Consider the following 12784-nt stretch of genomic DNA (forward strand, 5'->3'; position numbering starts at 1 on the left):
GCCGGCGTCAGCGGCAGCCGCATCCCCGGAGGGCGGCGGCGACCGCATCCTGCGCCCACCGCGCTGCGTCGCCGCTCACCCCGTTGGAGTTGAACGAGAAGACCAGGATCCGGCCGTCGACATCGGGCACGTAACCGGCCAGGGCGTAGGTGACGTCGAGCGAGCCCGTCTTGGCCCGGACCCACCCGGCGGCGGCATTGCTCTCCGGCCGCAGGTACCGGTCCTTCAGGCTCCCGGTGGCGCCGGCGATGGGCAGTCCGGTGAGCATGCTGCGCAGGGCCGGGACCTGACCGTTCACCGCCAGGGTCACCACCTGGGCCATGACCGCCGGCGGAACGCGATCGGACGTGGACAGCCCGGAACCGTCCGACAACTCGACCCCGATGGTGTCGATCCCCAGGGCCCCGAGCGCCTCGAGGGTCGCCGCGGACGCGCCGGCGAAGCTGGGCGGTGCCCCGCGGGCGATGGCGACCTGCCGGGCCAGGGCCTCGGCCAGGATGTTGTCCGAGTTCTCCAGCGCCTGGGCGAGCAGGACCGACATCGGCTGCGACTGCACCTCGCCGAGCACCGCGGTTCCCTCCGGGGCGGTCCCGGGCACGAGCGGGACGTCCGGCAGCCCCAGGAAGGTGGCGAAGGCCTTCCCCGCGGTGACAGCCGGATCGCCGGTCCGGCGGGAGTTCTCGGTGGCCGGGTCGATGCGGTCGCCGTCGACCATGAGCGGTGACATCCGGGTCAGGTACCCCTTGCCGATGTCCTCGGTGAGCCATCCGTCGGCCAGCGCCGGTCCCGACCAGTAGGAGGTGTCCAGCACGATGCGTTGCACCGGCACGCCGGTGGCCTTGACCTGCTCGGCCAGGTCGGCCATCGAGGCCGCCCCCGGCGTGACGGTGGCCGCGCCCTCGGCCCGGGCCGACAGGGTGACGTCCCCGCCGCCGATGAGGATGACGTCGCCGGCCTGGTCACCCTGCACCACGCGGGTGGTGAACCGACTGTCCGGATCCAGCGAGGTCAACAGGGCGGCGCCGGTCAGCAGCTTCGCCGTGGACGCCGGCAGCTGGGGCGTCGCCGCGTCGGTGTTCCACAAGGTCTGCCCGGTGGCGGCGTCCACGACGATGCCGGTGAACTGCTTCAGCTCCGGGTTGCTCAGCGGGCCGGCCAACTGGGCGGCCACGCCCGCCTCGGTCGGGACCGCGTCCGAACCGGTGATGGGCACGATGCGCGCGGCGGGCGCGTTCACCGGTGGGTCCGGCACCTCCGCCACCGTGGTGGTGGAGGAGGCGGTCGAGTCGGACCCGCCGGATCCGTTCAGCAGCAGCACCGTGGTCACCGCGGCGATCAGCAGCACGGCGGCCACGATCACCGAGATCACCACGGTCCGCCGCTTGGACGCCACCACCGACACCCGAACCTCCCGATCGATCAGGCCGGTCACCGGCCACGACGGCCGGGGACTCGTGCCGACGGCCCCCCGGGAGCCGGGCGGCCGCGAACGTCACAGCGACCGGGCAGGACCGGCGCGGCGCCCTCAGACTAGGCTCTGCCCGGGCGGTCTAGTGGGGCCGCGCCGCGTCCACTCGTGCTCCGGGCGTCGCCGCCGACGAGGCGGTGGCCCCGTTCTGCCCTCGGACGCGACGACTGGGCGCGGGGTACACACCGCCCGAAGTGGAAGGCGACACCTGTGGACTTCGACGTGACCATCGAGATCCCGAAGGGGAGCCGCAACAAGTACGAGGTGGATCACCATTCGGGGCGGATCCGGCTCGACCGGACGCTCTTCACCTCGACGCAGTACCCGGCCGACTACGGGTTCATCGACGACACCCTCGGCCAGGACGGTGACCCGCTGGACGCCCTCGTCCTGCTCACCGAGCCGACCTTCCCCGGTTGCCTCATCTCGGCCCGGGCCATCGGGATGTTCCGGATGACCGACGAGCAGGGTCCGGACGACAAGGTGCTGTGCGTGTCGGCCAACGACCCGCGCCAGGAGCACCTGCAGGACATCGGCGACCTGCCGATCTTCGACCGGCTCGAGATCCAGCACTTCTTCGAGGTCTACAAGGACCTGGAGCCCGGCAAGAGCGTCGAGGGCGCGAACTGGGTCGGCCGCGGTGACGCGGAGACCGAGATCCGCATCTCCTTCGACCGCGAGAAGAAGCGCCTCGCCGCCGAGGCCGCCCAGAAGGGCCACAGCGAGCCGACCGGTCACGGCAACGCCGTCGAGGCGCCCAGCCCGGGTCGCGACGTCACCGACTGAGCGACACCCGATAGCCCCGGACACACGACGAAGGCCCCCGCTCAGCGGGGGCCTTCGGTCGTTGCGGGGCTCAGGTCGTCGCGGGACGGTGGCCCCGACGGGTCGACGGGACTACCAGCGTCCACCGCTCTGCACCTCGCGGAGTCGCGGGCGGACGTCGAGCAGATAGACCAGGGAACCGACGAGGCCGGCCAGCCACAGCAGCGACTGGGGCGGGAAGAGCCCGGGGATACCCAGACCCAGCACCACGGCCGCAGCCACGGTGATCCCCGTCCAGGTGCCCTTGGTCTGCTTGTCCGCGGCCGCGTAGGCGTCCGGGCGACGACTCAACGCGTCGACGACCGCGAAGACCCCCAGCAGCGCCCCGCCGATGGCCAGCACCCATTCGATCGCGATGATCACCGGTATGACGAGTTCCACTCCCCCAGCGTACGGCCTGCACCGCGCGACGCCGGGCCGCGTCCGGATCGGGGACGGGGATCAGGACGCGACGCCGTCGACCACCGATCCGGGGCCGCCGCCGGCCCGCGCCCGGGACCAGGTGCGCCGCCCCCGGACCGCCAGCGCGCTGTACACCGTCCCGGCCAGGTGTCCGTAGGCCTCCGCGGTGTCCCGCAACGCATCCGGGGCGAACTGGCCCGCGAGGGCACCGAGGTCGGCGACCCGCTCGGGGAACTCTGCCGCGATCCGCCCGACCCGGTCCGGGATCTGTGCGGCCAGGTCCGCCGCTGCCTGCCGGGCCCGCTCGACGGGATCCGCCCCCGGCGTCCCGTCGTCCCCGTGCGGAACGCGGGATCCGGCGTCGGCCCGGGGGTCGCCCGCCGGCGCCGGGGCGGGGCCGTCCACGACGGAGGCTGCGGCCTCGCGCAGCTCCTGCATCTGCTCGGCGATGAAGTCCCCCGCGCCGATGACGGCCAGCACCGGGCGCGGCAGATCGGAGAACCGGACCGCCAGCCGGGTCACCGCGTCGGTGGACGCCGTGCGCAGATCGCCCAGCACCGACATGGGTTCTCCTTCCGGTCCGACCGGATCGAGCCGCACGGCCGGTCCGGGTCGGAGCCGACGGTACCGGCCGGTGGGTCCGGAGTCTCAGGGCGTCCCCGCCACCGCCGGGGCTCCGGGATGGTCGTAGGACACCACCAGATCGGCCCGGTCGGCCGGGCCGGTCCGGGCGTACCGCTCGACGGCCTCGGCCCACCAGTCGCGGTCCGGCGGCAGGATCCGGCGGACCCGGCCCGGCGACACGGCGAGATGCACGGTGAGGTCCAGCGGCAGTGCCCCGGTCAGCAGGAACGGGCCGTCGAGCACCAGCACCGTGCCCGCCGGGGACGGCCGACGACTCTCCCGCACCGACCGGTCGGCCGCCGGGTCCCGCAACCGGGTCAGGTGCTCCCCCGACCCGCCGGGGCCCAGCGGGTCCAGCACCTCCCGGCGCAGGGCCCCGGCGTCCACCCAGCCGTCCAGCAGCATGTCGACGTCCTGCCGCCCGTACTCCAGGCGCAGCGCCGCCGACCGCCACCACCAGGAGGTGTCGACCCGCACCACACCCCGCCCCCGGGTGCGCAGCACCTCGGCGAGCCGGTCGGCCAGCTCCCCGGCCCCGGCCTCGGCGAGTCCGTCGATGCCGACGCGCAAACGGTCCGGGTGTCCGGCCACCCGGTCGGCGAGCACCTCGACCAGCCCCGCGGGGTCGACCGGGCGGAACCGGCGCGCAGCGGTCAGGACAGCACCAGCTGGGCGAAGGTGTAGATGGCCAGTCCGGCCAGGGCGCCGACGACGGTGCCGTTGATGCGGATGAACTGCAGATCCCGGCCGACCTGCAGCTCGATCTTGCGACTGGTGGCCTGACCGTCCCAACGGGAGATGGTCTCGTCGATGATCCCGGTGATCCCCCGGGCGTGGTGCCGGGCCAGGTAACCGGCCGCGTCCGCCACCCAGGCGTCCACCTTGGCGCCCAGCTCGGCGTCCTCGGTCAGCCGGACCCCGAACTCCTGCAGGGAGGTCGTCACCGACCGCCGGAGGGTGGAGTCCGGGTCCTCGGCCGCCTCGATCAGGGCCGACTTGACCGACGACCAGGCGCTGGCGGCGAGCGAACGGACCTGCTCGTTGCTCAGGATGCGATCCTTGATGTTCTCGGCGCGCTCGATGGTCGCCGGGTCGTCCTGCAGGTCCTGGGCGAACTCGGCGAGGAAGGTGTCCAGGGCCAGGCGCATCTGGTGCTGCGGGTCGGTCTTCACGGCCAGGGCGAAGGCCTCCACCTCCCGGTAGAGCCGGTCGGAGACCATCGAGTCCAGGAAGCGCGGCGACCACGACGGGGAACGTTCGGACACCACGCGGGACACCGTCGTGTAGTTGTCCCGGATCCAGGCGTGCAGCCGGTCGACGACGAAGTCGACGAGGGCGTGGTGGTCCCCGCGTGCGAAGACCTCCCCGGCGATGCGCCCGAGCGGCGGACCGACCTTGGTGTCGGCGATCTTGCGCAGCGCGATGGACTCGAAGAGCTGGGCGACCTGGTCGTCCCGCAGCACCGTGGTCAGCCCGCGGACCGCGCTGGCCATCTCGGCGGTGACCCGTTCCGCGGTCTCGCGCCGGGACAGGAACGCCCCCGCCCGGCGGGCCACGGAGAAGTCCGCGAGCTTGGCCCGCACCACGTCCTCGGACAGGAAGTTGGTGGCCACGAACTCCGACAACGAGGAGCCGATGGCGTCCTTGCGGTTCGGGATGATCGCCGTGTGCGGGATGGGCAACCCCATCGGTCGGCGGAAGAGCGCCGTCACGGCGAACCAGTCGGCCAGCGCGCCGACCATGCCGGCCTCGGCCATGGCCCGGACGTACCCGAGCCACGGGTGGCGGTCCTGCAGCAGGTAGGCGACGACGAACAGCACCGCCATGAAGACCAGGGCCCCGGTGGCCACCGCCTTCATGACGTTCAGCCGGCGGCGTCGCTCCTGGTCGGCCGGGCTCAGATCGGTGACCCGGGAACGGGCGCGGGACGGCCGGGACGCCTCCGGACGGGGCGCGGTCGGGTCCGCGGCGGGGGTGCTCATGGGGTCATTCTGCTGGCAACCGCCGACGGCGGGACACGGCGGCCGGCCGGACCGGCCCGGCCGGCGCGACGTCCCGCGGTGGTGCTCGCGGCCGTCACGGTGAGCGATGTCGGGGTCGGTCCCGTTCGGGGGGACGGGCCCCCGGGGCGCACGGCCGGGTCACCGGCGGGCCACCGCGTGCAGTGGCCGGACCGCGCCCGGGTGGACGGGGTGCCCGTCGGAGTGGACTCCCCCCGACGGCGTTCCCAGCGCACCACCGCTTTGTTAATCTCTCCTCAGAGCGCAGCAGCGGAGACATCCGCAGGCCGCTCCAGCAGGGATCGCTCGCCGATCGACCTGTCCCCGTCGTCGCACACCATCGGTGCCTGTGGCGCAACGGGTTTCGCCGCCGCCCGGCCGTCGCCGGGCCGCGGACCCGACGGACGCCCAGCGTCCACGCATACCCGGACGCACTGCGTCCGCGTACTCCCGACCCGTTGGCGGGTCGCATGAATCGGTGTTGTCCGGGCCCCGGTGGCCGCGCAGCCCCGCCGCTCCCTCTCCTGAAGGACCTCCCATGTCTGTGTTGCGCTCGTTCTCCGCCCGCGGTGCCGGCGTGATCCTCGGTGTCGCCGTCCTGGCGCTGTCCGGCTCGACCCTGGCCAGCGCCCAGATGCCCTCGCCCACACCGGTTCTGCCGGCGCTGTCCGCCGCGCCCGCCGACACCGACGCCGACGGTGCGGAGGCCGCTGCCGCCGATGCCGCCGCAGCCGGCCCGTCGATCGAGCTGTCCAGCACGTCCCGGGACGACACGCTCAGCGCGGCGGAGGTCGAGAAGGTCGCCGCCCAGCCCCACGTCAGCTACACGGGCTCCGGCCTGGTCGCCGCGGTGAACGGTTCCACGGTCACCGCATCGGTCACCCTGAAGGCATCCCGCACCGTCGACGTCAGCGAGATCGGGATCTGCGTCCGGGATTCCGCGTCCGGCAACCGGGACTTCCCCAAGGACCAGGGTGGCAACCTGCCGATCACCGGCCGGACCATCCTCAAGACGCAGACCTTCCAGCCGGGTACCTACACCTACTGGGGCTGCGCCAAGGTGAACGGCGGCTGGTACAACGTCGGTCAGGCCAAGGCCTTCACCATCAAGGCCGGGGCGACCACCTCCACCGCCCACGTGTCCTACAGCACCAGGGATCTCGACGCGTCCGTGAACGGCTCCTCGGTCACCGCGAAGGTCACCATCGCCGCGACCCGGTCGGTGACGGCCGGTCAGGCCGGCATCTGCGTGAAGAACGCCGCAGGTGTCAACCAGGACTTCGTCAAGGACGCGGGGGTCACCCTGGGCACCGGCGGCCGGACCTTCACCAAGACCAAGTCCTACGTCCCCGGCACCTACACCTACTGGGGCTGCGCGATGGTGAACGGCGGTTGGTACAACATCGGCGAGAAGAAGACCTTCACCGTCCGGGCCGCGGACGGCGGCCGGGCCACCGCCGGTGGCGAGGACATGCCCGCCGACGCGCCCGGTGGCTGGACGCGGGTCTTCTCCGAGGACTTCGCCACCGCCCAGGACAAGGGGCACTTCCCCGGGGTGTACGGAGCGAAGTGGCGGAGCTACCACGGCTTCCCGGACACCTCGCAGAAGGGTGACTACGACCAGGGCATCATCTCGGTGCACGACGGCGCGCTCGACGTGAACCTGGGCACCGGTGCCGACGGCCGCCCCAAGGGCGCCGCGCCGATCCCGCTGCTCGACGACAGCGGCAAGGTCACCGGCCAGGTCTACGGTCGCTACACGATGCGGTTCAAGGCCGACAACATGCCCGGCTACGGCATGGCCGGACTGCTCTGGCCGTCCAGCGGCACCTGGGCCGACGGCGAGATCGACTTCCCCGAGGGTGCCTTCGACGGCGGCATCTGGGCCTACACCCACTGCGTGGGCAACCCCCAGAAGAACTGCTCCTACCTGGAGACCGGCGTCGGCTGGAGCGGATGGCACACCGCCACCATCGAGTGGATGCCCGGCCGGATCAACTACATCCTGGACGGCAAGGTCCTGCAGACCGTCACCAAGAGCGTGCCGACCAAGGCCATGCAGTGGGTCCTGCAGACCGGCACCATGGGCGACGGTCCGGCGAAGGGCACCAAGGGCCACCTGTTGATCGACTGGGTGACCGTCGAACGCTGGAACGGCTGACAGACCTGGCGGACGGTCCCCCCACCGCCCGGCCGGCACCTGCCGGCGACCCGCCCGGGTCGCCGGCATCGTGCTGTCCGGGGCGGGCGCGGCGCTGGTCGGGGGCCGCGATCAGCGGCGGGCGATGCGGACCAGCATCTTCCGGGCCCGGGTGCGCACGGTGCCGATCGGCCCGTAGATCTCACCCCGGCGGATGGCCTTGACCAACGCCGCCTCCAGCTCGCGATCGGGCTCGGGCAGACAGCGCATCTCGTTCAGGTTCTCCCGCGCGTGGGTCTGGGAGTTGCGGTCGAAGCGCATCCGCTGCAGGAAGGCGGTGCTGACCTCGGCGGGCAGGGTGTGGCAGGCCCCCTGCGCGCCCACGGCACGGAAGTTGAGGATGGTCCGGACGCACTTCTCGCACCGCCCGCAGTTGTACGAGCCGTCCCGGTTCTGCCAGCACACCCGGAGGTGGTCCATGGCCACCGGGTTCTGGGCGATCAGCGCGACCTTGCGCGGCCGACGGACGTCGGCCCCGTGGTGCACGAACCGCACCGACTCGCTGCTCCACAGCGGGTCCAGGATGGGATGCGAGCCCCAGGGACGCAGGTCGTCGACGTTCCAGCTGGCCGGGATGAGGATCTCGCCCAGGATCGGCGCGAGCAGAAGGCCGACCAGGGCCAGGGCCGCGCCGTGGTACTCGACCCCCCAGTCGGTGTACCGGTCGGAGATGCGCCGGATGTCGGTGGTCAGTTCGACGAGCTGGATGCCGAGTTGCTCGGCGATCTCCCGGTTGGCCCGCAGCGCGCGGTCGGCCACCTCGTGCTCGTCGATGTCGATGTCGAAGCCGTGCACGAACACCAGGTGGGTGATCTCCGACCGGCGGGCCAGCACGCTGTAGAAGGAGTCGACGCCACCGCTGAAGAAGCAGCCGACCCCCTTCGCCGGCGGGCGTGGCTCCGGCATGCTGTCCGCCGTCACCGGCACCTCGTGCAGGCCCGGGTGCCAGTTGGACAGGAACCGGGTGATCGCCGGGGCCGACCGGAGCAGGGTTCCGTCGACCGGACCGTTCAGGTGGAGGGGGACGTCGGAGTACATGGCCAACGGCAGGGCCGCGGCGAGCCAGGGCGTGGTCTCGGTGTCCAGGTCCACGTTGGCCGTGATGGAGATCCGACCGATGCGACGGGTGCCCGATCTGAGCTCGGCCACCACCGATCGCCCCGTGTGGTCGACCACGGTCATCGTCATGCCGCCGGAAGCCACCTGCGGAAAGTACCAGCGGTGCGGCCCGGGCCCTAGCCGGTCACCGTCCGCCCCATCACCCGCCGGACGGCCGGTGCCGCCCCGGGACCGGCGGACCACCGGGTCGGGCGGACCACCCACCGGTCGGCCGGGTCCGATCGTGGGGTGCCGGTGGACCACGCCGGTCCTCCCCCCGCTCCTCCCCGGTCATTCCCGAACGCACCCACCGCCGGGAAAGTCCGTCACGGGTCGCCGGCGGGTTGCCTGCGGACCGGGTCGGGATACGTAACCTGCGTCACGTCCGTCCGGCACACCGGGTGACTCCATGCCCACGCATCGAAGGCGAATGGCCCCATCTGCCGGGATCGACAGGCGTGATGGTCGGCGAACGGGTCGTCGTGCGGGGAGAAGAACCCGGAGGGAGTATCGCCGTCCGGACGACCGTCACCGTCGCCAAATTCCTTTGCCTTGCTCAGCATCGTGGCGAACGGGTGACAAAATGGCGGACCGGATCGTCGGGCGTAAGCCGCTGTTAGTCTTCCCCCGAGTTCATCGTGATGATCTCGAGATCATCGGGCCGCCATTCGAGGAATTGTTTGATCCACTGCTTCCCCGGACGCGCACCCGGTCATCGACGGCTCGCGCCGTGAGAAACATCCCAGCGTTCGCCGTGCCCACGGTCAGCGCACCCGCGGTCTTCGTGTTTCCCGGAATGCCGGGAACGCCGGCCTGCCCTGCTCCACCGGATCACCCGCACGACCCGTCGACACCTGCACCCCCGCCCGTGACGGCCGGGGGTGCCGATGACCCCGCAGCCGAAGAGGAATGCCGATGAAGACCCCGCGGAAATCGCGAACCTGGGCCCTGCCCCTGGTCGCCCTGATGACGGCCGGCCTCGCCGTCACCGGCGCCACCCCGGCCTCGGCCGACGTCTCGTTCTCCGCGTCGGGCCTGACCGCCTCGGTGGACGGCACGTCGGTCACCGCCTCCGTGAAGGTGGCGTCCGACGCCGCCGCCCTCGTGCGCCAGGTGGGCATCTGTGTCCGAGATGCCAACGGGGGCAACGAGGACTTTCCCAAGTGGGGGCGCACCTGGCTGAACTCCGACGGCAGGACCCTGACCGTCTCCGGCGATCTGCCGTCCGGCACCTACACCTACTGGGCCTGCGTCCTGGACGAGGGTGCCTGGTACCAGGCCGGATCCCGCGAGAGCTTCACCGTGGGCGGCGGCAGCGCTTCCCCCGCCCCGGCCGTGTCCGCCGGCGGGTCGAGCATGCCGGTGGGCAACCTGTCCGGCTGGCGGCAGATCTTCACCGAGGACTTCCGGACCGATCAGGCCGAGGGCCGGTTCCCCGGCGTGTACGCGGCCAACTGGAAGAGCTACGACGGGTTTCCCGACACCCACAAGAACGGCTGGTACAACCAGGACATCATCTCCGTCCACGACGGATACCTGGACATGCGCCTGCACAGCAAGAACGGAATGCCGCAGGGCGCCGCCCCCATCCCGTTGTTGGACGACAGCGGAAAGGTCACCGGCCAGACCTACGGGCGGTACAGCGTCCGCTTCAAGGCCGACAAGCTCCCCGACTACGGCATGGGCTGGCTGTTGTGGCCGACCAGCGGCAATTGGAACGACGGGGAGATCGACTTCCCCGAGGGTGACCTCGGCAAGACGATCCACGGCTACAACCATTGCCTGGGCAATCCCTCGGTGAACTGCGCCATCGTCGAGACCGGTGTCCCGTTCGCCGGCGGCTGGCACACGGCCACCCTGGAGTGGACCCCGTCGCGGATCACCTTCATCCTCGACGGAGTCACCTACCGCACCACCACCAAGAGCGTGCCGAGCAAGCCCATGCAGTGGGTCCTGCAGACCGCGTCCGCCGGCACCCCGGCCGACTCGACCGCCGGCCACGTCCTGATCGATTGGGTGTCGATCTACGCCTGGAACGGCGCCTGACCCTGTCGTCCGCCCCGGCGGATCACGCACCATCGAACGGCGGCCGCCCGCGGGGCGGCCGCCGTTCGGCGTCTCCACCGGGTACGGGCCGATCCCCGGGATCACCCCGCCCCTGCGCGGGGAGCAGCACCGGGGGAGCGCCCGCCGGACCGATCCGGTCCGGGACGACCGGTCCGGGACGACCGGCCGGGCAGGTGGATGGATGGAGGGAACGCCGACCGGATCGCGTCCCGGTCCGTTCGCCTGCCCGGGGATGCCGTCGGGCGACCACCCGCGCCCGGGCCGCCTCGTGCCCACCGCGGACGGGGGTGGGACGTTCGTGGGCGGCAGCGACCGACCCGGTGCGCAGCACCTCCGGGCCCAGCCAGGTGCCGGCCGGCCGGACCGGGCCACGGTCACCCCGGCTGCTCCCGGAGTCCCGGGTGAACCGGGTGCACCGGGTGCACCGGGATGTGCGGGGACTCAGGCCTTGCGGGAGGCGCGCAGTCGCAGCAGGAACCAGGGGGCGCAGGCCAGGGCGGCCGCCGCCCGGACCAGGTTCCAGGTCAGGGTCTGCGGGATCAGCACCGACCCGGCCGCGATCACGACGGCCACCCCGATGAGTACGGGCACCTGGCGCGGCGCCCGCGGCCACCGGGCGGTGCGCGGCAGCAGCAGTCGCTGCAGCAGACCCTGCAGGGCGAAGGCCAGCACGGTGGCGACGGCGGAACCGGTGATGCCCCAGAACGGGATCAGGGCGATGTTCAGGGCGATGTTGGACGCGGCCGCGAGCAGACCGGCCCAGGCCAGCGGGCGGGTCCGCCGACCGGTGAGCAGCGCGCGCTGACTGGCCCCGGCGGCGGCGACCGGGAAGGCGGACACCGCGACCAGGAAGACGACGAGCAGCAGCGGCTCGAGGTCGTAGTCGGCGGGGGCGACGATGCGCAGCCCGATCGGCGCGACGAGGGTCACCCCGAGCACCATCGGTGCGAGCAGCAGGTAGAGCTCGTCACGGGACCGGCCGATCAGGTCCCACCGTTGCTGCTCGTCGCGGACGGCGGCGATCCGCGGGGTCCAGGCCTGGCTCACCGACCCGAGGAGCAGCACGACGACGTACCCCACGGTGTAGGCGACCTGGTAGCGGCCGACCTCGACCGATCCGAGCATCCGCTGGATCACGATGCGGTCGCTGGCGTTCAGCACGAACAGGGTCAGCCCGCTGATGGCGACGGGGATGCCGACCTGGAGCGCGCGGCCGAGCAGCACCCTGTCGAACGCCCCGCGCAGGGCGGGGCGGGCCAGCAGCAGGCCGACGATCATCGCGGCGCCCTGGCAGATGACCCCGCCCCAGGCGTAGGTGGTGGCGTTGCGTTCACCGGCCAGCAGCAGGACGATGCCGACCACCGGCCCGCCGACGGAGGACAGGATGCTGACGGCGGCGAACGCGGGCATCCGGTCGGCGGCCATGAGCATGGCCAGCACCATCATCACCACGGCCCCGGGCGCGGTCCACAGCACGACCACGAACGCGAGTTCGCTGTAGCCGTCGAAGCCGATGGCCGGGCTCCAGACCCATCCGGTCAGCCCGACCAGGACGGCGACGGCCACCGACAGCAGGGCACCGACGGTCAGCAGCTTGCGGGCGGCGTGGTCGTCACCGTCCTCGGCGCGCTGCAGGCTGATGGCCCGGTCGAACCCGATCACCGCGAGCACGATCAGGATCTGGTAGACGGCGATGGCCGTGGCCAGGAGACCGAACTCGGCCGGGCCGAGGATGCGGGCGAGCACCGGGGAGATCAGCACGGAGCTCAGTAGCTGGAACGACCAGATGACCACGTACAGCAGGTCGCGGCCGAACAGTCGGCCCAGACCGGGAGCGGCCGGCGCGGCGGTCGGCCCGCCCGGCAGGGGCTGGCCGCTCGTGGCGTCCGGAGCAGCCGCGGTGGGGGCCGCGGATGTCGAGGGGGCGTCGCCGGTCGCGCTGATACCGGGCTCCTGACTGGTCGGGGCGGGGGTGGGCTGCTCCGGGTCGAGGTCGCCGCGGTCCCGTGCGGAGCCCGGGTCGGGGGTGGTCATCGGCGACCCGGTGCGGTCGGCCTCACCACGGGCCTGGCCCGGCAGGACGGGACGGTCCGCCCGTGT

At 72.3% G+C, this 12784-nt stretch carries 10 protein-coding genes; 3 read left to right on the forward strand and 7 right to left on the reverse strand.

What is annotated here, in order from left to right:
- Positions 1–7: 7 nt before the first annotated feature.
- Complete coding sequence (gene dacB, locus J2S58_RS08160) at positions 8–1402, reverse strand: D-alanyl-D-alanine carboxypeptidase/D-alanyl-D-alanine endopeptidase (protein WP_205255821.1); 1395 nt, start codon at positions 1400–1402, stop codon at positions 8–10.
- A 276-nt stretch (positions 1403–1678) separates the two neighbouring features.
- On the opposite strand from dacB, the gene J2S58_RS08165 reads away from it, so the two are divergent.
- Entirely contained in the window at positions 1679–2254 is a 576-nt protein-coding gene (locus J2S58_RS08165; protein ID WP_205255820.1) for an inorganic diphosphatase, read from the forward strand.
- A 111-nt stretch (positions 2255–2365) separates the two neighbouring features.
- Here the strand turns inward: J2S58_RS08165 and J2S58_RS08170 are convergent, their stop codons facing one another.
- The 4 genes from J2S58_RS08170 to J2S58_RS08185 form a co-directional block, all read right to left on the reverse strand.
- Complete coding sequence (locus J2S58_RS08170) at positions 2366–2674, reverse strand: DUF2516 family protein (protein WP_205255819.1); 309 nt, start codon at positions 2672–2674, stop codon at positions 2366–2368.
- 60 nt (positions 2675–2734) lie between these two features.
- The gene (locus J2S58_RS08175) at positions 2735–3259 is read right to left on the reverse strand and encodes a hypothetical protein (protein ID WP_205255818.1); all 525 of its coding nucleotides are present in this window, start codon (positions 3257–3259) and stop codon (positions 2735–2737) included.
- 84 nt (positions 3260–3343) lie between these two features.
- Positions 3344–3910: a nucleoside/nucleotide kinase family protein gene (locus tag J2S58_RS08180; protein ID WP_205255817.1), complete on the reverse strand. Its 567-nt coding sequence runs from the start codon at positions 3908–3910 to the stop codon at positions 3344–3346.
- Positions 3911–3972: 62 nt separating this feature from the next.
- Positions 3973–5301 carry a DUF445 domain-containing protein gene (locus tag J2S58_RS08185; RefSeq protein ID WP_205255816.1) on the reverse strand — a complete coding sequence of 443 codons (1329 nt, stop codon included), beginning with the start codon at positions 5299–5301 and terminating at the stop codon, positions 3973–3975.
- 556 nt (positions 5302–5857) lie between these two features.
- Here J2S58_RS08185 and J2S58_RS08190 point away from each other — a divergent pair.
- The gene (locus J2S58_RS08190; RefSeq protein ID WP_205255815.1) at positions 5858–7480 is read left to right on the forward strand and encodes a glycoside hydrolase family 16 protein; all 1623 of its coding nucleotides are present in this window, start codon (positions 5858–5860) and stop codon (positions 7478–7480) included.
- Positions 7481–7591: 111 nt separating this feature from the next.
- Here J2S58_RS08190 and J2S58_RS08195 read toward each other — a convergent pair whose 3' ends face one another.
- Positions 7592–8722, reverse strand: coding sequence for an adenine nucleotide alpha hydrolase family protein (locus J2S58_RS08195; RefSeq protein WP_205255814.1), 1131 nt, complete (start codon positions 8720–8722; stop codon positions 7592–7594).
- Between the two features lie 810 nt (positions 8723–9532).
- Between J2S58_RS08195 and J2S58_RS08200 the strand changes: the two genes are divergently transcribed.
- Positions 9533–10663, forward strand: coding sequence for a glycoside hydrolase family 16 protein (locus J2S58_RS08200; RefSeq protein ID WP_205255813.1), 1131 nt, complete (start codon positions 9533–9535; stop codon positions 10661–10663).
- A gap of 462 nt (positions 10664–11125) precedes the next feature.
- Here J2S58_RS08200 and J2S58_RS08205 read toward each other — a convergent pair whose 3' ends face one another.
- Entirely contained in the window at positions 11126–12718 is a 1593-nt protein-coding gene (locus J2S58_RS08205; protein WP_205255812.1) for an oligosaccharide flippase family protein, read from the reverse strand.
- Positions 12719–12784 lie beyond the last annotated feature (66 nt).

This window comes from Nakamurella flavida, assembly GCF_030811475.1.
Taxonomy (GTDB): Bacteria; Actinomycetota; Actinomycetes; order Mycobacteriales; family Nakamurellaceae; genus Nakamurella; species Nakamurella flavida.

What these genes read in the sequence shown, in the direction of transcription:
- J2S58_RS08205 (WP_205255812.1), bottom strand. Translation starts at nt 12,718, where the DNA reads ATGACCACCCCCGACCCGGGCTCCGCACGGGACCGCGGCGACCTCGAC.
- J2S58_RS08190 (WP_205255815.1), top strand. Translation starts at nt 5,858, where the DNA reads ATGTCTGTGTTGCGCTCGTTCTCCGCCCGCGGTGCCGGCGTGATCCTC.
- J2S58_RS08175 (WP_205255818.1), bottom strand. Translation starts at nt 3,259, where the DNA reads ATGTCGGTGCTGGGCGATCTGCGCACGGCGTCCACCGACGCGGTGACC.
- J2S58_RS08185 (WP_205255816.1), bottom strand. Translation starts at nt 5,301, where the DNA reads ATGAGCACCCCCGCCGCGGACCCGACCGCGCCCCGTCCGGAGGCGTCC.
- J2S58_RS08200 (WP_205255813.1), top strand. Translation starts at nt 9,533, where the DNA reads ATGAAGACCCCGCGGAAATCGCGAACCTGGGCCCTGCCCCTGGTCGCC.